The 23,430-nt window shown below is 28.8% G+C and carries 30 protein-coding genes and 1 tRNA gene; 24 read left to right on the plus strand and 7 right to left on the minus strand.

All coding sequences use genetic code 11. The features are described from left to right. The first annotated feature begins 30 nt into the window (after nucleotides 1–30). The 6 genes from mobB (at nucleotide 31) to CD56_RS03990 (ending at nucleotide 5,209) form a co-directional block, all read left to right on the plus strand. On the plus strand, nucleotides 31–510 hold the full coding sequence (mobB, locus tag CD56_RS03965) for a molybdopterin-guanine dinucleotide biosynthesis protein B (protein WP_047208255.1): 480 nt from the start codon (nucleotides 31–33) through the stop codon (nucleotides 508–510). A 9-nt stretch (nucleotides 511–519) separates the two neighbouring features. After that, on the plus strand, nucleotides 520–1,368 hold the full coding sequence (locus CD56_RS03970) for a class 1 fructose-bisphosphatase (RefSeq protein ID WP_039628293.1): 849 nt from the start codon (nucleotides 520–522) through the stop codon (nucleotides 1,366–1,368). Then, nucleotides 1,368–1,562 (plus strand): hypothetical protein, encoded by a 195-nt coding sequence (locus CD56_RS03975; protein WP_047208256.1) that lies wholly within the window; start codon nucleotides 1,368–1,370, stop codon nucleotides 1,560–1,562. Before CD56_RS03970 ends, CD56_RS03975 begins: the two co-directional genes overlap by 1 nt. 13 nt (nucleotides 1,563–1,575) lie before the next feature. Next, nucleotides 1,576–3,462, plus strand: coding sequence for a methionine--tRNA ligase (gene metG / locus CD56_RS03980; RefSeq protein WP_047208257.1), 1,887 nt, complete (start codon nucleotides 1,576–1,578; stop codon nucleotides 3,460–3,462). Beyond that, nucleotides 3,463–4,404, plus strand: a complete 942-nt coding sequence (locus CD56_RS03985) for a hypothetical protein (protein WP_047208258.1) — start codon at nucleotides 3,463–3,465, stop codon at nucleotides 4,402–4,404. Nucleotides 4,405–4,465: 61 nt separating this feature from the next. Further along, nucleotides 4,466–5,209, plus strand: a complete 744-nt coding sequence (locus CD56_RS03990) for a substrate-binding domain-containing protein (RefSeq protein ID WP_047208259.1) — start codon at nucleotides 4,466–4,468, stop codon at nucleotides 5,207–5,209. A gap of 41 nt (nucleotides 5,210–5,250) precedes the next feature. Here CD56_RS03990 and CD56_RS03995 read toward each other — a convergent pair whose 3' ends face one another. Next, nucleotides 5,251–5,823, minus strand: coding sequence for a YceI family protein (locus CD56_RS03995; protein WP_039618228.1), 573 nt, complete (start codon nucleotides 5,821–5,823; stop codon nucleotides 5,251–5,253). A 60-nt stretch (nucleotides 5,824–5,883) separates the two neighbouring features. Further along, the gene (gene queC / locus CD56_RS04000) at nucleotides 5,884–6,552 is read right to left on the minus strand and encodes a 7-cyano-7-deazaguanine synthase QueC (RefSeq protein WP_047208260.1); all 669 of its coding nucleotides are present in this window, start codon (nucleotides 6,550–6,552) and stop codon (nucleotides 5,884–5,886) included. 52 nt (nucleotides 6,553–6,604) lie between these two features. Here queC and ybeY point away from each other — a divergent pair, with 52 nt between their 5' ends. Both ybeY and CD56_RS04010 read left to right on the plus strand, forming a co-directional pair. Then, nucleotides 6,605–7,015 carry an rRNA maturation RNase YbeY gene (gene ybeY, locus CD56_RS04005; RefSeq protein ID WP_047208261.1) on the plus strand — a complete coding sequence of 137 codons (411 nt, stop codon included), beginning with the start codon at nucleotides 6,605–6,607 and terminating at the stop codon, nucleotides 7,013–7,015. Next, complete coding sequence (locus CD56_RS04010) at nucleotides 7,016–7,984, plus strand: DUF3298 and DUF4163 domain-containing protein (RefSeq protein WP_047208262.1); 969 nt, start codon at nucleotides 7,016–7,018, stop codon at nucleotides 7,982–7,984. A gap of 4 nt (nucleotides 7,985–7,988) precedes the next feature. On the opposite strand, the gene CD56_RS04015 is transcribed toward CD56_RS04010, so the two are convergent. After that, nucleotides 7,989–8,399: a PepSY-like domain-containing protein gene (locus tag CD56_RS04015; protein ID WP_039618237.1), complete on the minus strand. Its 411-nt coding sequence runs from the start codon at nucleotides 8,397–8,399 to the stop codon at nucleotides 7,989–7,991. A gap of 114 nt (nucleotides 8,400–8,513) precedes the next feature. Here CD56_RS04015 and CD56_RS04020 point away from each other — a divergent pair, with 114 nt between their 5' ends. Both CD56_RS04020 and CD56_RS04025 read left to right on the plus strand, forming a co-directional pair. Beyond that, nucleotides 8,514–9,044 (plus strand): rhomboid family intramembrane serine protease, encoded by a 531-nt coding sequence (locus CD56_RS04020; protein ID WP_047208263.1) that lies wholly within the window; start codon nucleotides 8,514–8,516, stop codon nucleotides 9,042–9,044. Further along, nucleotides 9,041–9,532 (plus strand): SixA phosphatase family protein, encoded by a 492-nt coding sequence (locus CD56_RS04025; protein WP_047208264.1) that lies wholly within the window; start codon nucleotides 9,041–9,043, stop codon nucleotides 9,530–9,532. Before CD56_RS04020 ends, CD56_RS04025 begins: the two co-directional genes overlap by 4 nt. Before the next feature lie 421 nt (nucleotides 9,533–9,953). Here the strand turns inward: CD56_RS04025 and CD56_RS04030 are convergent, their stop codons facing one another. Beyond that, nucleotides 9,954–10,154, minus strand: a complete 201-nt coding sequence (locus CD56_RS04030) for a hypothetical protein (RefSeq protein ID WP_047208265.1) — start codon at nucleotides 10,152–10,154, stop codon at nucleotides 9,954–9,956. Nucleotides 10,155–10,247: 93 nt separating this feature from the next. Between CD56_RS04030 and CD56_RS04035 the strand changes: the two genes are divergently transcribed. From CD56_RS04035 to CD56_RS04045, 3 genes are read left to right on the plus strand one after another with little or no spacing between them, the layout of a single operon-like run. Next, on the plus strand, nucleotides 10,248–10,931 hold the full coding sequence (locus tag CD56_RS04035) for an aspartate/glutamate racemase family protein (RefSeq protein ID WP_047208266.1): 684 nt from the start codon (nucleotides 10,248–10,250) through the stop codon (nucleotides 10,929–10,931). Beyond that, nucleotides 10,931–11,998 (plus strand): integrase/recombinase, encoded by a 1,068-nt coding sequence (locus CD56_RS04040; RefSeq protein WP_039628304.1) that lies wholly within the window; start codon nucleotides 10,931–10,933, stop codon nucleotides 11,996–11,998. The genes CD56_RS04035 and CD56_RS04040 overlap by 1 nt, the downstream gene beginning before the upstream one ends. 45 nt (nucleotides 11,999–12,043) lie before the next feature. Beyond that, nucleotides 12,044–12,412: a hypothetical protein gene (locus tag CD56_RS04045; protein ID WP_039628305.1), complete on the plus strand. Its 369-nt coding sequence runs from the start codon at nucleotides 12,044–12,046 to the stop codon at nucleotides 12,410–12,412. Nucleotides 12,413–12,414: 2 nt separating this feature from the next. On the opposite strand, the gene CD56_RS08450 is transcribed toward CD56_RS04045, so the two are convergent. After that, nucleotides 12,415–12,543 (minus strand): hypothetical protein, encoded by a 129-nt coding sequence (locus CD56_RS08450; protein ID WP_265183176.1) that lies wholly within the window; start codon nucleotides 12,541–12,543, stop codon nucleotides 12,415–12,417. A 306-nt stretch (nucleotides 12,544–12,849) separates the two neighbouring features. On the opposite strand from CD56_RS08450, the gene murA reads away from it, so the two are divergent. Next, nucleotides 12,850–14,106 (plus strand): UDP-N-acetylglucosamine 1-carboxyvinyltransferase, encoded by a 1,257-nt coding sequence (gene murA / locus CD56_RS04055; RefSeq protein ID WP_047208267.1) that lies wholly within the window; start codon nucleotides 12,850–12,852, stop codon nucleotides 14,104–14,106. Next, the gene (locus tag CD56_RS04060; RefSeq protein WP_047208268.1) at nucleotides 14,103–15,263 is read left to right on the plus strand and encodes a molybdopterin molybdotransferase MoeA; all 1,161 of its coding nucleotides are present in this window, start codon (nucleotides 14,103–14,105) and stop codon (nucleotides 15,261–15,263) included. Before murA ends, CD56_RS04060 begins: the two co-directional genes overlap by 4 nt. A 30-nt stretch (nucleotides 15,264–15,293) precedes the next feature. Here CD56_RS04060 and CD56_RS04065 read toward each other — a convergent pair whose 3' ends face one another. Beyond that, nucleotides 15,294–15,590, minus strand: a complete 297-nt coding sequence (locus CD56_RS04065; protein ID WP_039668370.1) for an invasion antigen C — start codon at nucleotides 15,588–15,590, stop codon at nucleotides 15,294–15,296. A gap of 107 nt (nucleotides 15,591–15,697) precedes the next feature. Here CD56_RS04065 and CD56_RS04070 point away from each other — a divergent pair. The 9 genes from CD56_RS04070 (at nucleotide 15,698) to CD56_RS04110 (ending at nucleotide 22,816) form a co-directional block, all read left to right on the plus strand. Further along, nucleotides 15,698–15,772 (plus strand) — tRNA-Gly (locus CD56_RS04070). Nucleotides 15,773–15,843: 71 nt separating this feature from the next. Beyond that, nucleotides 15,844–16,512: a flagellar basal body P-ring formation chaperone FlgA gene (flgA, locus tag CD56_RS04075; protein WP_047208269.1), complete on the plus strand. Its 669-nt coding sequence runs from the start codon at nucleotides 15,844–15,846 to the stop codon at nucleotides 16,510–16,512. Further along, nucleotides 16,509–17,087, plus strand: coding sequence for a UbiX family flavin prenyltransferase (locus tag CD56_RS04080; protein ID WP_047208270.1), 579 nt, complete (start codon nucleotides 16,509–16,511; stop codon nucleotides 17,085–17,087). The genes flgA and CD56_RS04080 overlap by 4 nt, the downstream gene beginning before the upstream one ends. Then, nucleotides 17,087–17,566 carry a pantetheine-phosphate adenylyltransferase gene (coaD, locus tag CD56_RS04085; protein ID WP_080956334.1) on the plus strand — a complete coding sequence of 160 codons (480 nt, stop codon included), beginning with the start codon at nucleotides 17,087–17,089 and terminating at the stop codon, nucleotides 17,564–17,566. Before CD56_RS04080 ends, coaD begins: the two co-directional genes overlap by 1 nt. Further along, a complete protein-coding gene (gene tmk, locus CD56_RS04090) occupies nucleotides 17,557–18,141 on the plus strand; it encodes a dTMP kinase (RefSeq protein ID WP_047208272.1) in 585 nt (194 codons plus the stop codon). Before coaD ends, tmk begins: the two co-directional genes overlap by 10 nt. Continuing rightward, nucleotides 18,134–19,360, plus strand: a complete 1,227-nt coding sequence (gene hisS / locus CD56_RS04095; protein ID WP_047208273.1) for a histidine--tRNA ligase — start codon at nucleotides 18,134–18,136, stop codon at nucleotides 19,358–19,360. Before tmk ends, hisS begins: the two co-directional genes overlap by 8 nt. Beyond that, the gene (speA, locus tag CD56_RS04100) at nucleotides 19,357–21,186 is read left to right on the plus strand and encodes a biosynthetic arginine decarboxylase (RefSeq protein ID WP_047208274.1); all 1,830 of its coding nucleotides are present in this window, start codon (nucleotides 19,357–19,359) and stop codon (nucleotides 21,184–21,186) included. The genes hisS and speA overlap by 4 nt, the downstream gene beginning before the upstream one ends. Beyond that, on the plus strand, nucleotides 21,183–21,788 hold the full coding sequence (cysE, locus tag CD56_RS04105) for a serine O-acetyltransferase (RefSeq protein ID WP_047208275.1): 606 nt from the start codon (nucleotides 21,183–21,185) through the stop codon (nucleotides 21,786–21,788). The genes speA and cysE overlap by 4 nt, the downstream gene beginning before the upstream one ends. Beyond that, nucleotides 21,785–22,816, plus strand: a complete 1,032-nt coding sequence (locus CD56_RS04110) for a UDP-N-acetylglucosamine--N-acetylmuramyl-(pentapeptide) pyrophosphoryl-undecaprenol N-acetylglucosamine transferase (RefSeq protein ID WP_047208276.1) — start codon at nucleotides 21,785–21,787, stop codon at nucleotides 22,814–22,816. Before cysE ends, CD56_RS04110 begins: the two co-directional genes overlap by 4 nt. Here CD56_RS04110 and CD56_RS04115 read toward each other — a convergent pair. Beyond that, complete coding sequence (locus tag CD56_RS04115; RefSeq protein WP_047208277.1) at nucleotides 22,809–23,426, minus strand: YggS family pyridoxal phosphate-dependent enzyme; 618 nt, start codon at nucleotides 23,424–23,426, stop codon at nucleotides 22,809–22,811. The two genes, CD56_RS04110 and CD56_RS04115, sit on opposite strands and share 8 nt — an antisense overlap. Between the last annotated feature and the right edge of the window lie 4 nt (nucleotides 23,427–23,430).

Consider the following 23,430-nt stretch of genomic DNA (forward strand, 5'->3'; position numbering starts at 1 on the left):
TTTGTTTATTTTCTTTGATTTAAGGAAGTTATGAAAAGATTAGCAATGGCTTTTAGCGGGCCTTCCAATTCAGGTAAAACAACTTTAATAACTCAAGTTGCTAAGTATTTTATGGAGCAAAATTATAAAGTATGTATTATAAAACATGATCCAAAAGATAAAGCAAGTTTTGATATAGCAAAAAAAGATAGTTTTAAATTTTTTCAAAGCGGTGCTGATGTAATGGTTTTAAGTCCTACAAGGACAACTTTATTTACACATTCTCCAAGCACTTTAGATGAAGCTATTTCTAAGCTAGGGGATTTTGATTTTTTATTTATAGAGGGCTTAAAAACCTTAGATATGCCAAGAATTAGTGTTTTTTGCAAAGAAGTAGATGAGAGCTATTTTGCTTATTCTAAGGCTATTGCAAGCTATGAGAAAATCGAAAATAAAAATTTAACTTGGCTCTATTTGGATGATTTGGAAAGTATTTGTGATTTTATATTAAAAAATTCAAACAAAGTATAGGGGTAAAATATGCAAGAATTAATTAACGATATACAAAAAGCAGTGATTGAAATTTCAAAAGAACTTAGATATTTAAAAGATTTTGATTATACTACTTCTCAAAATGCAACCGGAGATAATCAATTAAAACTTGATGTAAAAAGCGATGAGATTATCACTAGAATTTTAAAGCAAAGCAAAGGTATAAAAAGCTTAATTAGCGAGGAAAAGCAAGAGCAATTATTAATCAATGAAAATGAAAAATATATTGTTGCTTATGATCCTTTAGATGGTTCATCTTTGGTAGATGTGAATTTTGCTATAGGTTCTATTTTTGCTATTTATGAGCAAGAGGCTAGTGCAAAAAACCTAAAAGCAGCAGTTTATGCTATTTATGGTGTGCGCTTAGAGCTTATAGTGTGCATAGATACTCCTAAGCTTTATAGGTTAAATGAAAATGATGAATTTATTTTTGTCAAGGATTTAAAATTAAACGAAAAAGGCAAATTAAATGCAAGCGGTGGGACACAAAAAAATTGGTCAAATACTCATAGAACTTTTATAAAAGCTTTATTTGATGAAGGATATCGTTTAAGATATTCAGGTGCTATGGTGAGTGATTTGCACCAAATTTTACTCAAAGGTGGAGGATTATTTTCATATCCTGCAACAAGTGATGCGCCAAATGGAAAATTAAGAGCATATTTTGAGGTATTTCCTTTTGCTTTTATTTTTGAAAAAGCAGGAGGGCTTTCTACTAATGGAGAAAATGATTCTTTACTTGATTTAGAATTTGAAAAAATCCATGCAAGTACGCCATGCTTTTTGGGTTCAAAATATGAAATTGAAAAATTAAAACAAGCTTATAAAGGGCTTTAATGACTGAAGTTAAAGATGAATTTGAACTAGCTTTGGAAGTTAAAAAAAATGAACTTCAAACTTGTCAAAACGATAAAAACTTAAAATCTTGTTTACCTTGCTCTATGATTTTTGAATGCTCTTTAAGAAAAGAGTATATTGATGCAGTTTATAAGAGTATGTCTAAAGGTAAAGAAGGTGGATTTGATTTTTAATTAAAGGTTTAAAATGCGTTATATTACTACTCCGATATATTATGTAAATGATGTGGCACACATAGGTCATGCTTACACTACGATTATAGCAGATACTTTGGCTAGATTTTATCGCTTGCAAGGAGAAAAAACATTCTTTTTAACAGGTACAGATGAACATGGCCAAAAGATAGAGCAAGCTGCTAGTGCTAGAAATTTTACCCCTAAAGAATATGCAGATGAAATTAGTTCTAAGTTTAAAAAACTTTGGGATGAGTTTGAAATTTCTTATGATTATTTCATTAGAACTACAGATGAAAATCACAAATTAAGTGTACAAAAAGCATTTAAAAAAATGTTTGATAAAGGTGATATTTATAAAGGAACTTATGAAGGCTTTTATTGTGTTTCTTGTGAGAGTTATTTTACTCAAACTCAGCTTGTAAATGAGTGTCATTGTCCAGATTGTGGTAAAAAAACACAGCTTTTAAAAGAAGAAAGTTATTTTTTCAAGCTTTCTAAATATCAAAATCAAATTCTTAAATGGTATAAAGAAAAAGAGCCGATTTTACCTAAAAATAAGGCTAATGAATTGATCCACTTTGTAGAAAGTGGTTTAAAAGATCTTTCTATTACAAGAACAAGTTTTGAATGGGGTATAAAGCTTCCAAAAGAACTAAATGATGAAAAACATGTGGTGTATGTTTGGCTTGATGCTTTGATGAATTATGTGAGTGCTTTGGGTTATGGACTTGATGATAAAAATATGGATCTATGGCCTGCTCATATTCATTTTGTAGGTAAAGATATCTTGCGTTTTCATGCAGTGTATTGGCCTGCGTTTTTGATGAGTTTAGAACTTCCTTTACCTAAATTTGTAGCAGCACATGGTTGGTGGACTAAAGATGGTGAAAAAATGAGCAAATCTAAAGGCAATGTAGTAGCACCTAAAGAAGTAGCAGATACTTTTGGTTTAGAAGCTTTTAGGTATTTTTTGCTCAGAGAAGTTCCTTTTGGTAATGATGGGGATTTTTCACAAAAAGCATTAGTCACTAGAATCAATGCAGAATTAAGCAATGAGCTTGGAAATTTATTAAATAGAATTATTGGTATGAGTGCTAAGTATTCTCAAAATATTATTGAATGCAAAGATGTGAATTTGCATTTTAATCAAGAATTAAATGAATGCAAAGAGTATTTAGACAATGCAATCAATGCTTTAGAAAATATCCAGCCAAATCGTTATTTAGAAGAGCTTTTCAAGGCTTTATCTTTAGCAAATTTAAGTATTAGCAAATATGAGCCTTGGAATTTAATTAAAAATGATCAAATGCAAAAAGCTAATGCCTTAGTGGCTTTGTGTGCTAATATTTTAACAAAAGTTACTATTTTACTTTCAGCTGCTATGCCAAAAACAGCTTTAAAAATTGCCAAAGCTTTAAATTTTGAAATTTCAAATGAAAATTACCAAAAATTAATTTTAAATAATCAATTGTGCGATTTAAAATCAAGTACATGTGAAGCTTTATTTCCAAAAGTTGAATTAACCCAAGAATGCAAAAAAGAAGAAAAAGTAGAAGAAAAGCCAAGTCTGCCTCAAATTAAAATCGATGATTTTAAAAAAATCGAAATTAAAGTAGCATTAGTAAAAGATTGTCAGAATATAGAAGGCAGTGAAAAGCTTTTAAAATTTCAACTTGAGCTTGAAAATGGCGAGTTAAGACAAGTACTTTCTGGTATTGCTAAATTTTATAAAGCTAGTGAATTAATAGGCAAGCAAGTTTGTGTCATTACCAATCTAAAAAAAGCTAAAATTTTTGGCCATGAAAGTCAAGGTATGATTTTAAGTGCCCAAAAAGGTGAAAAATTAGTTTTAATTAGCCCACAAAGCTTTATTGAAAATGGAGCTTTAATAGGCTAGATGAATATTTCTAATTTTATTGAGCTTATTAATGCCCAAGTTTTAAATCATGGAGCAACTTCTAGTGTTTATGATTTTAGTATAGATTTAAACAAAGTCAAACAAGCAAGTGTTTTTTTTGCTAAAAATAATGAACAAGCAAGTTTTGCTATAAAACTTGGTGCCTATGTTATAGTAAGCGAGGAGAAATTAAGTCTTGAAGATAAAGATGTATTTTATCTTCAAGTTGATGATCTTGAAAAAGCTATTTTTAGACTTTTTAGATTTTTATGTGAAGAAAAATCTTATGAATTTCTATACTGTAACCATATAGAATTAAAATTTGCAAAGGCATTTAATTTTAAAGTCTTACACTCAAATATTTTACTAGATTTTGATCTTTTAAAAAATTCAAAAGAAAAAACTTTCTTTTGTTCTGATGATGAAAAATTTATTTTAAAATTAAAATCAAATTTTCATACCTTAAAAGCTTGTAAATATGAAATTTTAGGTTCTAAGTCTTTATTTCAAACGAGTTTGCTTTGTAAAAATTTGTATTTTAAAGATTTAAAGTTTGCATTTTTTTATGCAGATGTTTTTGCTAGTTTTATTGAATTTATAGAAAGTCAAAAATTATCTTTTTGTTTTAATGATAAAAAATTAGAACTTTTTAAAGCCTATTTTTTGAACTCAAAAAATGAAATTTGTGCTTTTGGGGGTAGTTCTAGAGTAATTTTACTTGTAGAAAATGAAAAAGATTTTGATTTTATAGCACAAAATTTTCAAGGCGTTAAAGATTTTAAAATAGCATTAAAAAATTCACTATTTTGTGATTTTTCTTATGCAAATTTAAATGAATTAAAGAAATTTTTTGATTTTAAATATTGTCTGATCAAAGAAAACAAAGAAGATTTTTTAGAATACTTTCTTGCTCAAGAAAAAAACATTAGTTTATTTGATTAAAAAAATATCAACTTTAAAAAGCTATATTTATAATTTTATTTTATTAATTTAAAGGAAAAATATGAAAAAATTTTTATTTTTAAGTTTATTTGCTGCAGCTGCATTAAATGCTGAAATTTTAGTTTATGGTCCAGGTGGTCCAGCTCCTGTTTTAAAAGAACTTGCTAAACAATTTGAAGAAAAACATGGAGAAAAAGTTATCGTTAATGCAGGGCCAACACCTAAATGGATCAAACAAGCCAAAATGGATGCTGATATTATTTATTCTGGTAATACATCTATGATGGATGGATTTATTAAAGCAATGCCAAAACAAATTAAAATACAAGATGTTCAGGTTTTAAATGCTAGGGGTTCGGGTATGATTGTAAGAGCTAATAACCCTAAAAAAATTAAAAAATTTGAAGACCTTTTAAAAGATGGTGTTAATGTTATGGTTGTTGATGGAGCAGGGCAGGTTGGCTTGTATGAAGATATGGCTTTAAAAACAGGAAAAATTGAAAATCTAGAAAAACTTAGAAAAAACATCAAAGTATATGCTAAAAATTCAAAAGCAGCAGTTGATGAGTGGAAAAATAATCCAAATATTGACGCTTTAATTATTTGGACACATTGGATTAAAGCAGTTGGTGAGAAAGAAAATAAATTTATTAAAGCAGATAAAAACTCAATTATTTATAGAGCCGCTGAAATAGTACCAACACAAAAAGGTCTGAAAAATCCAAAAGTAGCTGAATTTATAGAATTTACACAAAGTAAAGAAGCGCAAAAAGTATGGGAAAAAGAAGGTTGGTTAGCTAAATAAATTAAAAGCATTTTACTTTAATGTAAAATGCTTTTATTGAATTATTTTTCATTAATTTCTGCTTCGATGTTGATTTGCACTTCATCACTAAGTGTTAAACTAGAAGTATCTGGAGCAAATTTAAAATCGCTTCTTTTGATTTGTCCTTGTAAAGTAAAGCCCGCTTTTTCTTTACCGCTATCTGTTTTAATAACCCCACCAATTTCAGTATCTAAAACGATATCTTTAGTTACACCAGCAATGTTTAATGAACCATACATTTTACCCTTTTCGTTAGAAATTTTTTCATATTTACTCATTGTAAAAGTGATATTTGGGTGAGTTTTTGCTTTAAAAAAATCATCTTGCTGTAAGTGAGCATCTCTTGCTTTATTTTCAGTATTTATAGAAGCAACTTTTACATTTGCTTGAAGTTTATTAAATTCAAATTTAGCACTATCAAAATCAATTACTGCATCGTAATCTTTAAAATTTCCATTTACATTACTAATTTGTAAATGTTTGATTTTAAATCCTACGTTTGTATGTGATTTGTCTAAGCTAAATTCTTTACTTAAAGCATTGCCTGCTAAAATAGAAGCAGCTAAAAAAGAACCAAGTAGTAATTTTTTCATGTTTTCTCCTTAATATTTAAAAATAGTTATTATACAAATGAAAATAAAATGAAAGTAAATTTATAAAACATATTCTATAAAATCTTTTGCATTAGCTTCTTTAAAACCTTTTAATCTTAATAAACAACTATCGCATTTGCCACAAGCTTTATCTTCTCTTTCATAGCAAGACCAAGTATGTTCTAAGGCTACCTTTTCTTTCAAGGCTAAATCAACTATTTGTCTTTTACTTAGATGAACTAATGGGGTTTTAATTGTAACATTACAAGTTTTTGTAGTTCCTTCATTGATAAACTCACTTGCTTTTTGTATGAAATTTGCACTGCAATCAGGATAACCACTGCTATCTTCTTGCACTACTCCTATGAAAATACTTTCACATTTTTCTTTTTCAGCTATGGCTCCTGCAATGGATAAAAAAATACCATTTCTAAAAGGAACATAAGTATTTGGAACTTCTTTTTCGTGTAGTTTTTCTTTGGGAATTTCTAAATTTAAATCCGTTAAAGAATTACCACCAATATTTGCTATAAATGAAACATCTAAAATATATTTTGTTTTTATATTAAGTTTTTCACAAATTTTATTAAAACATTCTCTTTCTTTAAACATGGTGCGTTGGTTATAATCAAAATGTAAAGCAATGATTTTATATCCTTCTTTTTTAGCTAAATACGCACACAAAGTACTATCCATACCGCCACTTATAATACAAAGAGCTTTTTTCATACTTTTCCTTAATTTTGATATAATTTGAAATTATAAAATCAAAAGGATAATAATGATTTTTTGCGAAGAAGAAATGGATATTTCTTTTCTTGAAAATATTGCTCAAAAAATGAGTGATCAAAATATAGAACTTGTTTTGGTAGATGAAAAAACCATGCATGAAATCAATCTTAATCAAAGAGGGGTAGATAAAACTACAGATGTTTTGTCTTTTCCTTTAGTGCAAAATTATGAAAATTTACTTGGAAGTATAGTAATAAATTTAGATGAAGTAAGTAAAAAGGCTACAGAATATAAACATAGCGAAAAAGAAGAAATGGCATTACTTTTTATTCATGCAATGCTTCATTTACAAGGTTATGATCATGAGATAGATCAAGGGCAAATGAGGCAAAAAGAACAAGAATGGATTGAATATTTTAAATTGCCAAAAAGTTTAATTGTAAGAGTGCAAGGAGAATAAATGTTTAAAAAAATTGCTTTGAGTTTAAGTTTATATGCGAGTTTGTATGCTTATAATGAAAATACATTTACACTAAATATTTTAAAAGGAAAGGATTTTGATATTCATCTGTATAGCTCTAGCAAAAGTAATACTAGCTATGGATTTGTCCAAACAAAACAAAAGCAATATAGTTTTTGGGGTAGTGCTAAAAATGATGAGTATTATATAGATATAACAGATTTTGGAACTTGTGTTTTAAAAGATACACATAAAAATAAATTTGAAGCCTTGTGCAAAATAGATGGTATAAAAAAAGAATTTAACTTTTTAGCTAATAAAACCAATGCAAGCATTTATCAATTATCACTTAAAGAACAAAAACAAGTAGAAGATAATAAGAGTATTGAGTTTGATTTTAGTGAAGATGTATTAAAACTATCAAGTCAAAATAAAAATTTAGAAAAAATTATTGATGATTTTAATGAGAATTTGGATAAAAATTCATTAAAACAAAAAGCAAAAGAAAGTTTTGATAAATGGAATAAAGAAGATATTTCTAATAATGAGTTTTTTTCTCAAGCTTATATATTTTATCAAGATGAGCATATTATCTCTTTGGGAAAAAATATCTATGAGTATAAAGGTGGTGCTCATGGTATGACTAATTTTTTAAGAAAAACTTATAGTATTGATGATATGAAACTTCTTAGATTGAAAAATGAGTTAAAAATAGAAAATGAAGATTTTCAGAATATGATTAAGCAAAAAATTTTAAGTTTATATAATGAAAATGAATTATTTGATATTAAAGAGCTTAAAATAAGTGAAATTTTCGAAGTGAGAAAAAACGGATTAGTATTGATATGGGAGCCTTATGATATAGCTCCATATTCAACAGGAGCAGTTGAAATTTTTATAAGTTATGATGAGCTAAAACCTTTTTGGAAAAATAATTCAAAATTGGCTTATTTGAGTAAAATCAAATAAGCCTTTAATCATCAAATTTTTGTCTTAAAATCGTTCCATTGTTATCTATGTAAAGTTTCATTTGATTATTAAGTTTTATTTTATAATAAGAAATTTTTCTTTCTATTTCTATAATCGTTGTATTGGGATAAGTATTTTTAATGGTATTTTGTATTGCCAGAGGCAAAATTGCGTAATTTAGCGATCTAAAATTTTCAGCCTCTTTAAATTCTCCATTAAGTGAAAACTCAATTTCGGTTCCATCGCTTAAATAAATCTCATAGGAATAACCATCTTGCTCTACTAGACCTATTTCTGCATTAAAATAATCTTTAATAAATTGTTTGATGTTTACCGGTAAAGAATCGGGTGCTATGACTATACCTGCATTAAGAGTATTTAGAGCGATAAAAAAAGCCAAAGCTAGTTTTTTCATTTTTAACCTTATTTTATTTTTTGACGATATTGTACCTTATTAGTGTGAATTTTATGTGTAAGCTAGAATTTAAATAGCTTTTTGTTATAATTATTAAAAATACAAAGTAGGGCAATGGTAGCTTCTTTTTTAATCGCTTTAAATACTGTGATATTTGTCTTTATTAATTATCTTTATTTTGGATCTTCAAATTTAGATGTTATTTTGGGTTTAAATTTATTTTTCTTTCAAGGATTTTACTGGCAAATTCTAAGCTCAATGTTTATGCATGGAAATTGGCCTCATTTGATTTTAAATATGATAGTACTTTTTCAATTTGGCTCTATGCTTGAAAAATACTTAAAAAGTTTCAAATTTGCTTTGCTTTATTTAATCGGTGGAATTCTTTGCTCTTTACTTAGTGCTTTTTATGTGTATTTAAGCTTTGATGGTAGTTTTGTAAATGTAGTGGGTGCAAGTGGTGCTATATGTGTTTTAATGGGATATTATGCATATTTGGATAAAACCGCCACTAAAGGACTTATCGTAGCTATATTACTAATGAGTTTTATACCTATTTTTATGGGTGTAAATATAGCTTGGTATGCACATATTTTCGGCTTTATATGTGGATATGTTTTGGGTAAATTTAAGGTTATAAGATGAAATATATCTATTTTATCCGTCATGCTAAAGCTCAAAAAGAAAACTGCGAACAAGATTTACAACGAGAGCTTAGTTCTAGTGGAAAAGATGATCTAAGGACTATGATTTATAGGATTAAAGATTTAGAATTTAAAGCTCAAAGCATTATTTCAAGTCCTGCTAGGCGTTGTATAAAAACAGCACAAAAATTTTGCAAAAGCTTTTCTTTAAAAGAAAAAGATATTAAGATAGAAAAAAACTTTTATGATGGTAATTTAGAAGATGTATTAAAATTTATAAAAGAATTAAAAGAGAGTAGGGTAGTGCTAATTATGCATAATCCTTTATTGCAAGAACTTTGTGAATATTTAGCTCATATAGATTTAGAAAACTTTCCAACTTCTGCTATTTTATGTATGCAATTTGATATAAAAGAATTTAAAGATATAAAAGAATACAGTGGGGAAGTTGTGTTTTTTGATTATCCTAAAAGTCAAGAAAATAACTAATCTACATTTTTAAACTTCAATTTTATTTAAGCAAAAATACAAACTAAAATTTAGTTGAAATAAAAAATACACATCTTTAGTCTTTCATAGTTACATAAAATAACTTATAATATTTTTCAAAAAATTATACTTATTTTTTTATGGATAAGTTATTTTCACTCAAAAATTAAAATGCTTTAAAATACTATATTATAGGTATTTTAAAATACATTTTACTTATGAAAGTGTAGATAAATATAAAAGTTTGAAAATTATAGTTTTCAATACAAAATATATATAATTTCAAGATTTTACTATTTATCATATAATTTTACATATATATTAAGTTTAATTTAAAATATTTTTATAGACTAAAAAAGCTAAAATGATGAGTAAAAAGGAAAATAAATATAAAAGTTTAGCTTGTATGGAATTTTTGGTTTTATTTGGATTTTAGGATTAATCTTGAAAGTTGTTTTGCTAAAAGTTTGGCACTATTTTCATCTTTGCTAAGTTTTTTCATATTTTCTCTAAATTCATAAAGTCTTTTTTCTTGTGCAAAGTCATTGTTTGAAGTATTGTTTTGTTTTGAGGTATTGTTTTGGTTTACTTGCCTTTGCGTAGTTTTTTTCTTAAAAAACATGTCATCACCCTATTTTGTTTTTATAATTATAGCTTGATATTTTTTAAGTAAGATTTTTTTATAATTTTTATATTAATTTTAAAGGAAAAAAGTTTGAAAACCATAGGTTTAATAGGTGGAATGAGTTATGAAAGCACACTTAGCTATTATGAAATAATCAATAAATTAACAAATGAAAAATTAGGAAAATTACACAGTGCTAAGATAGTTTTAACTAGCGTTGATTTTGAAGAAATAGAAGAATGTCAACGTAAGAATGATTGGCAAAAAGCAAGTGAAATTTTAACCCAACATGCCCTACTTTTGCAAAAATGCGGAGTTGATTTTATATTAATTTGTACTAATACTATGCATAAATGTTATGAAAACATACAAAAAAACATTCAAATTCCTATCTTACATATAGCTAAAGCTATGCTTTTAGAGCTTCAAGAGCAAAAAATCGATAAAGTGCTGTTACTAGGAACAAAATACACTATGCAAGAAGATTTTTATAAACAACTTTTAATTAACTCAAAGATTGAAGTTTTTATCCTTAAAAGCAATGATATTTTAAAGCTTAATGATATTATTTTCAATGAGCTTTGTAAAGGTGTTATAAATAAGGACTCAAAAAAATATTTAGATAATTTGATTGCTCAATTTCCACAAGTTCAAGGAGTTATTTTGGGTTGCACTGAACTTGGATTGATTGTAAAAGAAAGCTCTAAAAAACTATTTGATAGTGCTTATATCCATGCTAAAATGGCTACTTTGAAAGCCTTGGAGAATGAGTGATGAAATATCCTCTAGATTGTGAAGAAAATTTTGAAAAGTCATTTTTATTTTGGCTTTGTAGGTATGTGAAATTTAAGCTTAATTCTTTATCAAATAAGGAATTAAAAGACCCTCAAGCCTTGGCTGTAGTAAATTTAGCTCTAAGTAAGGGTGTTAAAAATATACAAGAGCTTGATGCTTATGTAAAAAAAGCAAGAAATGCAGGACTTAGCGGTGTAAATACGTATTTTAATCCTTTGAAAAAACTTTATGAATATTTGTTGTTTTACAAGCTTTATTCGCTAAAACAAATTGATGAAGAGCTTTTAGTGGAAATTTTAGCAAGTATTAGCGCTTCTTTATCTGATGCGAGTAAAAAAAATTATCGTATAGCTGTGATTAATTTTTTTGCATTTTTAGATAAACAAAACGAAGAAGATCAAAAAGCACATATTTTTGATATCAACCTTAAAAATTGGGCAGGTGTGAGTGGCTCTAAAGGAGTTAAACTACCTGAGTATATGAGCGAAGATGAAGTGAGTAAATTTTTAGATGCTATTGATAATACAGATTTTAAAAGTAATACCATACGCAATCGTTTGATTATTAAAATCATCATTTTTACAGGAATTAGGGTTAGTGAGGCTATTAATATAAAATTAAAAGATATTAGCGAAGAAAATGATCTTTATATTATACGCATTAGAGCTAAAGGCAATAAATATCGCGTTGTGATGATTAAAAAAGAGCTTATAGAACATCTTTTAAAAGATGTAAGAGTAAATTATCTTTCTTGTGATGGACTTTTATTTGTCAATCGCAATGGTAAAGCCCTAACCCAAGCTTATGTTTCGCGTATAGTAGAACAAATTTTATTTAAAGCAGGAATTCGCAAGCAAAAAAACGGAGCTCATATGCTAAGACACACTTTTGCTACCCTACTTTATAAAAAACAAAAAGATTTAGTTTTAGTCCAAGAAGCACTAGGTCATGCAAGTTTAAATACTTCAAGAATTTACACACATTTTGATAATGAAAAGCTAAAATTAGCCGCAGAAGTAGCAAAAAAACTTCACGATAGAACTTAAGTTTTTATAAAAAAATCCGATATATCCTTAAAGAAAGGATATATCATGCAAATAAATGATTATATTAGTAAAATTAATCCTTATATTTTAAATACTCAAAAAGAAGAAAAAGAAAGCAAAGAAAATAAGAATTTTATAGAGTTTAAATTTACTCAAGGTATAAAAGAGCTTGAAAAAAGCGTTAAGGAAAGTCAAAATGGAGAAAAATCAGAAGATGAGTTAAGTAAACTTTATAAAGAACTTTCTAAAATACAAGCTAAAATAGCAGAATTAAATGCTAAATTACAATCAAGCCAAGATCCACAAAAAGCTCAAATGATCAATTCTCAAATTCAAAGTTTAAATTCGCAAATGCAAAGTATATATGCAAGGATAATGCAAATGCTAGATCAAGCTATGCAAAGTATGCAATGATTTTAATGCTTTTTAGCGTTTAAAAATACACTAAGAATAACCAAAGCAAAAAGATCAATCATGCCATAAATAGTCCCTAAAAATAAAAAACTCACAAAAGCAGCAGCCACAGGTTTTATACAAGCTATCATGCTAGCTAAAAGCCCCTATTGTATCTATAAACACAATCGCGCTCATAGCTAAAAGGAATTTAAAGAAAAATCATGTTTTGGGATATTTCCTTGTAGTAGGACAAAAAGCAAAAAAGAAGTAAATAAACTAGTCAAACCTATGATTAAAAACAAGCCATATTTTATTATGATAAGCTTAATACTCAAAGAAAAATGCCACTTCAAGAGCTCAAAAAAGTCCAAATAACACCTTTAATCTTATTAATTTATATAATATTTGTAGTAAAATATTATTATATCATTATGTATATATTTTAAGGAAAATTAATGACTTATTTAGAGATTGATGGTGTTGAAAAGTTAAATGGAGAAGTGATAATAAGCGGTGCAAAAAACGCTGCGCTTCCTTTGATAGCTTCAAGTATTTTAGCTAAAAATGAAGTGCAAATTTCAAATTTACCAAATGTAGCAGATATTTGCACCCTACTTTCTTTGCTTGAAAACTTAGGAGCAAATTATACTTTTAAAGACAATTTTGCGAAAATAAATACAAAACATCTAAATAAAACCATAGCAAAATACGACATCGTGCGTAAAATGCGTGCTTCTATACTTACCTTAGGGCCTTTACTAGCTAGATTTGGAAATTGCGAAGTTTCTTTACCAGGAGGTTGTGCTATAGGCCAACGCCCTATTGATTTACACCTTTTAGCTTTAGAAAAAATGGGAGCTAATATTGAGATTAAACAAGGTTATGTAGTAGCTAGTGGAGGGCTTAAAGGTGCTGATGTGATGTTTGATAAAATCACTGTTACAGGTAGTGAAAATATCATCATGGCAGCAGCCCTAGCTCATGGTAAAACTAGACTTTTAAATGTCGCTAAAGAGCCTGAAGTGGTGCAACTTTGTGAGGTTTTAGCTAGAGCTGGGCTTGATATACAAGGCATAGGATCTTCTGAGCTTGAAATTTATGGCACAAGTGGAGAGCTTTTAGAATTTAAACCTTTTGAAATCATTCCTGATCGTATTGAAGCAGGAACTTATCTGTGTGCAGGAGCTATCACTAACTCAAAAATCACTCTAAAAAAAGTCAATGCAAGCCATCTTAGCGCAGTTTTAGCAAAGCTAGAGCAAATGGGCTTTAGCTTTGATATTAATGAAGATAGTATTAGTATAAATCCTGCCAAAGAAATCAAGCCAGTTGAAATTTTAACTAGCGAATATCCAGGCTTTCCAACGGATATGCAAGCACAATTTATGGCTTTAGCTTTAAAAGCAAATGGCACAAGTATTATTGATGAGAGATTATTTGAAAATCGTTTTATGCATGTAAGTGAGCTTTTAAGAATGGGAGCTGATATAAGATTAAATGGGCATATTGCTACTATAAATGGTACTAAAGAGCTTTTAGGAGCTGATGTTATGGCTACTGATTTGCGTGCGTCTTCGGCTTTGATTTTAGCAGCTTTAGCAGCTAAAGGCACAAGCAAAATTCATAGAATTTATCATCTTGATAGAGGGTATGAAAATTTAGAAGAAAAATTTAAAAAACTAGGTGCAAGTATAAGAAGGCTTGAAGAATGAGAGATATTTTTGCAACTTTAGATTTTTTAAAAGAACAAATCAAAGCAAAAAATGAATTTCAAAGAGTAAATTTGACGCAAGCTTTGGGGTGTATTTTATATGAAGATGTTTCTGTGAAAAAAAACCTACCAGCTTTTGATAATTCAGCCCTAGATGGTTATGCATTAAATTATACACATAAGAATGAATTGCTAGAAATAAAAGGAAGCATTTTAGCAGGCGATAAAAATGATTATATTATAGAAAAAAATGAATGCTATAAAATCATGACAGGAGCTAAAATTCCTCAAAATGCAAATACCATTTTAATGTTTGAAGAAGCTTTGCTTGAAGATGAAAAGCTCAATGCTAAAAACGCTAAAGAAAACAATGCCATCCGTTTTAAAGGCGAGGAAGCAAAGCTTGGAGAGCTTTTGTTTAAAAAGGGGCAAAAAATCACCTCAGGTATGATAGCTATGCTTGCTGCTCAAGGAATTTATGAGCTAAAAGTAGTTAAGAAAATGCGTATTGGGATTTTTTCAAGTGGAGATGAGCTTGTAGAACCTTGGGAAAATGCTAATGAATATAGCATATATAATGCAAATGCTTTTGGTATTTATGCTATTTTGCAAGATTATGCTGATGTTGAGTATTTAGGACTTATAAAAGATGATTTAAATGCATATAAAAAGCTTTTAGAAAATAAAGAATTTGATATGCTTATAAGCAGTGGTGGAGCTAGCGTGGGTGAGGCTGATTTTATCAAACAAGCTTTGCTTGAGTGTGATTTTAGCCCTATTTTTGAAAAAGTAAATGCTAAACTTTGCAAGCATGTAAAACTTTTTAGCAAAAGCGATATGCTTTTTCTAGCCCTACCAGGAAATCCTTTGGCCTCTTTAGTTTCAACACATATTTTTGCAAAAAATATACTCAATTTACTTTATGGTAAAGAACTTTTGGAATTTGATAAAGCAAGATTAACTAAAGATTTAAATTTCAAAGGCCAAAGAAATGATTTTGCTTTTGGAAAATTAGTCGATAGATATTTTAAACCAAGTGAAGCTAAATTTGGCTCAGGTATGCTAAAACCTTTATGTGAAAACACGCATATTTTAATCACGCAAATAGATGACACAAAATTAGCAAAAGATCAAGAAGTTAAAGTTTTAAAAATTTAATAGGGTATTACACTACCCTATTTTGAATGATTAACTTCTTGCTTTATCTAAGGTTTTAAAAAGATTATTTAAGATATTTTCTTCGTTTTTTTGGTATTTGCTTTGGCGTAATTTCTCCCAAGCATATACACTATAATCTTTAGAAATTGAACCTATATTTAAATCTGTATTACTAAAAGCATTGTTGCTATCTTTTTTATACTCTTTTTCTTCTTTGTCTTTAAGTGCATTAAGTGTAGCTTGAAATTCATCTGAAGATGTGTTTTTTTCTTTGATTTTTGTCATATTATTTAGGGCTAGTGGACTATTTTTATCATTTACTTGCATGAGAACTCCTTTTAAAATTTAATAATCACAAGCAAAAAACATTCCTTAATTTTAAAAACTTGACAATAAAATAAAGTTTTGATAAAATCACACTCTACTTTCAAAATGCGGGAATAGCTCAGGGGTAGAGCACAACCTTGCCAAGGTTGGGGTCGCGAGTTCGAATCTCGTTTCCCGCTCCACTTCTTTTAACTAAAATCAAACTTTTTTAATGTATTATACGATTAATATATTTTTATAAAAGGTTACTGTATTGTTTTTTAAGCAAATCATTCTAGTTTTATTTTTCTATACTTTAAGTTTTGCTTCGAATTTTGATGAAGTAAAATTAGCTTTGATTAAAGAATTTAAGACAAATTATCCACAACTAGAAATCATTTCTTTAGATCTTAACACTCAATCAAGTTTACCTGCTGATTTTAATCAATACATTTTTTTAAAACTAGGTAATCATAATTTTGATAGAGCAGATGGTTTTGTAAAGGCTGAATTTAAAACTCCAGAGCAGTTTAAAAAAAATATATTTTTTAAGTATTTTTTAAAGGCAAAATTGGAAGTTTTACAAACCAAGCGCCCTATTGCGCGTAATGAAAATTTAAGTCCTGCTAGTTTTAAAATTTTAAAAATTCCTTTTGATAAAGCTCCCCAAGGTGTATTAAAAAAAGATGAAATCGCAAATTTAATAGCCAAAAGTAATATAAGAGAAAATATTATTTTAAAATATAATATGTTTAAAACCAAAACCCTTATACAAAGAAATGATTCTGTTTACGGGGTTATCAAAGATGGGGATTTAAGCATGATAATAGAATTAAAAGCCTTGCAAAGTGGGAATTTAAACCAAAGAATTCGCCTTAAAAACAAAGATGGAAAAGTCGTGCATGGTAAAGTTATTAGTAAAAATTATGTGGAGCTAAAATGAAAAAAATTTTAGTAGGTATTAGCGGGGCTAGTTCTTGTGAACTTGGTTTTTTATTGTTAAAACATTTAAAAGAAAAAGGGCAAATTTATGCCATTGTGAGTAAAAATGCAAAAATAAGCTTTACAAAAGAAAATTCTCTTTTAGAAAATATAGACTTTTTGCAACACATAAAAGATAAATTTGAGCTTGAACATGTAAATTTTTTAGATAATGAAGATATTAGTCAATGCGTTGCAAGCGGATCTTTTGGCATAGAAACGACTTTTATCACACCTTGCTCGATTAATACTTTGGCAAAAATTGCTTGTGGTATAAATGATACTTTACTTACAAGAGCTGCAGGAGTGGCTTTAAAAGAACGTAAAAAACTCATACTTGGGGTAAGGGAAATGCCCTATTCTACTTTAAATTTAGAACAAATGGCTAAACTTTCTAGCTACGGAGTTATCATTGCTCCCCCTGTAATAGCAAGTTATGCTAAGATTGATAATTTGGAAAAATTATATGAATTTATCATAGGAAAATGGCTTGATCTAGCAAATATTGAGCATAATTTATACCAAAGGTGGCAATGATGGCTAGTTGTATATACCCAGGGACATTTGATCCTATCACTAATGGACATTTAGATGTGATCATTCGAGCTAGTAAGATGTTTGAAGAAGTAGTTGTTGCCATAGCTAAAAGTGAGAGTAAAAAGCCTATGTTTAGCTTAGAGCATAGAGAAAAAATGGTAAAAATTGCCACAAAAGACTTAAAAAATGTTAAAATTACAACTTTTGATAACTTACTAGTAGATCTTGCTAAAAATTTGCAAATAAATATCATTATAAGAGGCTTAAGAGCGGTGAGTGATTTTGAGTATGAATTACAACTTGGTTATGCAAATCACATGCTTTGGGAAGATTTTGAAACTATATATCTTATGCCAAATTTAAAAAATTCTTTTATTTCAAGCTCCATAGTAAGATCAATTTGTATGCATAATGGCGATGTGAGTAAGCTTGTGCCAAAAGAAATTATACCTTTATTAAAGGAGAGAGATTGTATATAGCTTTTGAAGGGGTTGATTGTGTGGGTAAAAGCACGCAAATAGAGCTTTTGAAAAAATATTTTCATAATGCATTTTTTACTAAAGAACCAGGTGGAAGTGAGCTTGGGGTGCATTTGAGAAAAATTTTATTAGAAAGTAAAATGCAATTTTCTAAAAAGGCTGAGCTTTTGCTTTTTTTAGCAGATAGAGCAAATTTAATCGACATGTATTTAGCGCATAATAAAAACAAACTTATCATTTCAGATCGTAGTTTTATTTCTAATATGGCTTATGCAAGATGTGATTTTGATCAAAATATTTTATTTGAGTTAAATTCTTTTGCCACAGGTGGAGTTTTTCCACAAAAGGTTGTGTTTTTGCATGGTTCTAAAGAGCTTATCGCACAAAGACTTTCTAAAAAAGATTTAGATAGTATTGAAAAAAGAGGGATTGAATATTTTTTAAATATACAAAAAGCTTTAGAAGAAACTTTAGAGTTTTTAAAAACTAAAATAGATATAAAAATTTTAAAATTAGATGCTTCTTTGAGTATTGAAAATTTACATGAAAAGATTAAGGAATTTATAGATGATTAATGCTTTAAAAGGAATGAAAGATTTACAAGATGACCAAGCTATTCTTTATGAAAAAGTAGTTAAAACTTGTGAAGAAGTGGCTAAAAACTATGGTTTTACTTTTATTAATTGTCCGCATTTAGAACTTACTAAGCTTTTTAAAAGAAGTGTTGGGGAAAGCTCTGATATAGTTGGTAAAGAAATGTATGAATTTGTTGATAAAGCAGGCAATGATGTGTGTTTGAGGCCTGAAGGGACAGCTGGAGTGGTAAGATCATACATAGAAGCTAAAATGGATAAGGCTCAAAGTGTTAAAAGATGGTTTTATCATGGCTCTATGTTTCGCTATGAAAGGCCACAAAAAGGAAGATTGCGTGAATTTCATCAATTTGGTGTAGAAAGCTTTGGTATAGCAAGTGTATATGAGGATGCGAGTATTATTTTAATGCTAAATGAAATTTTTAAACGCTTAGAAATTCACACAAGTTTGAAAATTAATTCTTTAGGCTGTAAAGAATGTATGGGTGTATATAAAGAAAAACTCATAGCTTTTTTAAATTCTAAAGAAGGTTTTTGTGAAGATTGCTTAAGAAGAAAAGACTTAAACCCTATTAGAGTGCTTGATTGTAAAAATGATCATTGTCAAAGTTTAATCGAAAATGCGCCAAAACTAAGTGAAAATTTATGCTCATGTTGTAAAAAAGATTATGAAAAATTGCAAAAACTTTTAAAAGAAAATGATGTTGAGTTTGAGTGTGATGAGAAATTAGTGCGCGGGCTTGATTATTATTCTAAAAGTGCATTTGAGTTTGTTAGCGATGAAATCGGTGCAAAGGCTGCTGTGGCAGGTGGTGGAAGATATGATAGACTGATTGAATACTTAGATGGTAAAAGTGGCTATGGCGTGGGTTTTGCTATGGGTATAGAAAGGATTATGGCTATTTTAGAGCAAAAACAAAGCGTAAAAGCTAGAGAAGGAATTTATCTTTGTGCTATGGATGAAGCTTATATAGATACTATTTTTAAATTAGCAAATACTTTAAGAAAAAAACATAAAGTGCATTTAAGTTATGAAGCAAAAAAACTTGCAAAGCATTTAAACCAAGCAGATAATGCTAATGCTAAAATCTTTTTGTGTATAGGCGAAGATGAAGTGCAAAAAGAAGAGATTTTTTATAAAAATTTAGAAAATAAAGATACTAAAAATATAAAATTATCAAATTTGGAGAATGAGTTATGATTGATTATGGTATTAATATTTGGGGTGCGAATAATTTTATTATCGAAAATGGCAAAGTATGTGTAAATCATGGTAAAAAACCTGCCATTATAGATATAGTAAATACTTTGCGTGATGATGGTTATAAGGGGCCATTATTGCTTCGTTTTCCTCATTTAATCCATAAGCAAATTGAGCAGATTTATGAAAAATTTTCTAAAGCAAAAAAAGAATTTAACTATAAAGGTTCTTTTAATGCTGTGTATCCTTTAAAAGTTAATCAATATCCAGGTTTTGTAAAAAATTTAGTCAATCTAGGCAAAGAATACAACTATGGTTTAGAAGCAGGAAGCAAGGCCGAGCTTTTACTAGCTATGGCTTATAATAATGAAAGCGCTCCTATAACAGTTAATGGCTTTAAAGATAAAGAACTCATAAATATGGGCTTTATAGCGTGTGAAATGGGTCATAATATCACTTTAACTATGGAAGGGCTTAATGAGCTTGAAGCAATGATTGAAATTGCTAAAAATCGTTTCAAGCCAAAGCCAAATATAGGCTTAAGGGTGCGTTTGCATTCAGCTGGAGTAGGAATTTGGGCAAAAAGTGGTGGTATAAATTCAAAATTTGGTTTAACATCTACTGAGCTTATTGAAGCAGTAAATCTTCTAAAAGCTAATAAGCTTTTAGATCAATTTACTATGATACATTTTCATTTAGGCTCACAAATTACTGAAATTCATCCTTTAAAAAAAGCTCTAAATGAAGCGGGCAATATCTACACTGAGCTTAGAAAAATGGGGGCAAAAAATTTAAAAGCTATTAATCTTGGTGGAGGTTTAGCGGTAGAATACTCTCAGTTTAAAAACGAAACAAGCAGAAATTACACCTTAAGTGAGTATGCAAACGATGTTGTGTTTATTTTAAAAAGCATTGCAGAGCAAAAAAAAGATTTAGAGCCTGATATTTTTATAGAAAGTGGGCGTTTTGTAGCGGCTAATCATGCTGTTTTAGTAGCGCCTGTTTTAGAGCTTTTTTCTCAAGAATACACAGAAAGCAAGCTTTTATTAAAAGATAAAAATCCAAAACTTATTGATGAACTTTATGATTTGTATAAAAACATTAAAGCCTCTAATGCACTTGAGTATTTACATGATAGTATTGATCATATGGAGAGTATTTTAACCTTGTTTGATTTGGGTTATGTAGATTTACAAGATCGCTCTAATAGTGAAATTTTAGTGCATTTGATTATGAGAAAAGCTATTTCTTTGGTGGGTGATCAAGCTGATTTATCAAGTTTACAAAATGAAGTACAAGAAAAATATTTAGTGAATTTTTCAGTATTTCAGTCTTTACCTGATTTTTGGGGTTTGGAGCAAAATTTCCCTATCATGCCACTTGATAGACTTAATAAAAAGCCAACTAGAAGTGCAAGTATATGGGATATAACTTGCGATAGTGATGGAGAAATTTCTTATTCTAAAGATAATCCTTTGTTTTTGCATGATATTGATGTAGAAGCTGAAGATTATTTTTTGGGATTTTTCCTAGTGGGAGCTTATCAAGAAGTCCTTGGTATGAAGCATAATCTTTTTACACATCCAACCGAAGCTTGTATAAGTATCAATGAAAAGGGTTTTGAAATAGAAAGCGTACTAGAGGCTCAATCTATTTTAGATACCTTAGAAGATCTTGACTATGATATTCATGCAATTATGGATAATATTAATGAAAAAATTTATGCTTCAAAACTTGTTAATGAAAATCAAAAAAAGCATATTTTGGGTGAAATTTATTTATTTTTAAATGATAATGGATATTTAAAAAGCATAGGTTCTAAATGAGTATTTTTAAACTAATCAAAGAAGATTTTTCTATGCCAAAGCAAAAAGATCCTGCATATAGATCTTGCGTGGAATTAGTTTTTAACTATCCTGGTGTTTGGGCTGTGGTAAATTATCGTTTTGCACATTTTTTTTACCAAAAAGGTTTTAAAAAAATAGCAAGAATGATTAGTGGAATTTCGCAGTTTTTTACCGGAGTTGATTTGCACCCTGGGGCGCATTTGGGTAGAAGGATATTTATAGATCATGCAAGTGGGGTTGTGATTGGTGAGACTTCTATTATAGGTGATGATGTTTTGATTTATCAAGGTGTTACTTTGGGTGGAACGAGTTTAGATAAAAATACCAAAAGACACCCCACTATAGAAGATGGCGTAGTAATAGGTTCTGGTGCTAAAATTTTAGGCAATATTACCATAGGTAAAAATGCAAAAATAGGCTCAAATGCAGTTGTATTAAAAGATGTTGAGGCAAATTTAACAGCTATTGGTATACCTGCTTATATTAAAGAACATGGCAAGATTGATTATGAAGAAAAAATCGCTAAATTAGAAGCAAGGCTTGCTATTTTAGAAGAAAAGCTAAATAAAGAGGATAAATGATAGCAATTACAGGTGGAGGTACAGGAGGGCATTTAGCTATAGCTAGATGTTTATTGCAAAGTGCAAGAAAACAAGGTTTAGAGTGTATTTACATAGGAAGTGAAAATGGCCAAGATAGACTTTGGTTTGAAAATGAAAATGGCTTTTATAAAAAATATTTTCTAAGCTCTCAAGGCGTTGTTAATAAAAAAGGCTTAGCTAAGGTTCAATCGTTTTTACATATTATAAAACTTGCAAGAAAAACAAAACAAATTTTAAAAGAACATAATATTAAAGCAGTTTTTAGCGTGGGTGGATATAGCAGTGCTCCAGGTGCTTTTGGTGCTTTAATGGCAAATATCCCACTTTTAATCCATGAGCAAAACTCAAAAATGGGAAGTTTAAATTCACTTTTAAAGCCTTTTTCTAAAGCTTTTTTTACTGCTTTTGATGATCAAATTAATAAAGCAAATACTTTCTTTTGCCCTTATCCTATTAGCGAGATTTTTTCTCAAAAAGCAAGAGTGAGAAAAGAATTAAAAAATATTATTTTTCTTGGTGGCTCTCAAGGGGCTAAATTTATAAACGATCTTGCTTTAGAAAATGCTTTATATTTTAAAGAAAAAGGTATAAATATCATTCATCAATGTGGTAAGAATGATTATGAAAGATGTAAAAAAGCTTATGAGGATTTAAATGTCAATGCAGATCTTTTTGACTTTGATAAAAACATTATAGATAAAATTTCTAAAGCAGATTTAGCTATATCAAGATCAGGTGCAAGTAGTCTTTTTGAGCTTAGTGCAAATTTACTTCCTTGTATTTTCATACCTTATCCCTATGCAGCTAAAAATCATCAGTATTTTAATGCTTTGTATTTAAAAGAGCGTAATTTATGTGAAATTTTAACCCAAGAAGAAAAACATCAATTTTTAAATTTGGTAGAAAATTTCTCACTAGAAGAAAAATCTTTAGCCTTACAAGAATTAAAAAGTGAAAATGGTGCAGATTTTATGATAGAAAAAGCAAAACAAATGGGGTTTATTTAAATAAAATACTCCCCAAACGCACCATATTTGAGCCACATTTTATAGCTAGTTCAAAATCCCCGCTCATACCCATGGAGCAAATTTTTGCCCCGTGTTTTTGTAAATTTTCATAGATTTTAAAAGTTTGCTCAAAACTTTCTTGAACTTTTTCCTCATCTATAGAGCCTATACACATAATGCCTACTAGATTTAATTTTTTACACTCTTCTTGTATTTGCAAATACTCTTCTATGGCCTTATTTTGCTCTATGCCACTTTTAGAACTTTCATTGGCAGTGTTAATTTCTAATAAAGTATCTAATTTATAATCAAGTCTTTTATCTACGGCTTTGGCGCTTTTTAAACCATTGCAAGATTGCCAAAGCAATGGGTTTTGTTTGATTAAAAGATTGATTTTATTACTTTGAAGATTGCCTATAAAATGCCATTTGATTTCTAAGTCTTGAAGTTTTTCTTTTTTTAAAGCTAAAGCTTGGACTTGATTTTCTCCAAACTCTACAACACCTTGCTTAAAAAGCTCTCGAATTTGTTCATCTTGAACATACTTGCTAGCTGCTACTAAACGCACATTTTGTTTTATGGTTTTTTCAAAAATACTTTCTAAATTCATCTTT

This window comes from Campylobacter lari (genome assembly GCF_001017575.1).
Lineage (GTDB): Bacteria > Campylobacterota > Campylobacteria > Campylobacterales > Campylobacteraceae > Campylobacter_D > Campylobacter_D lari_C.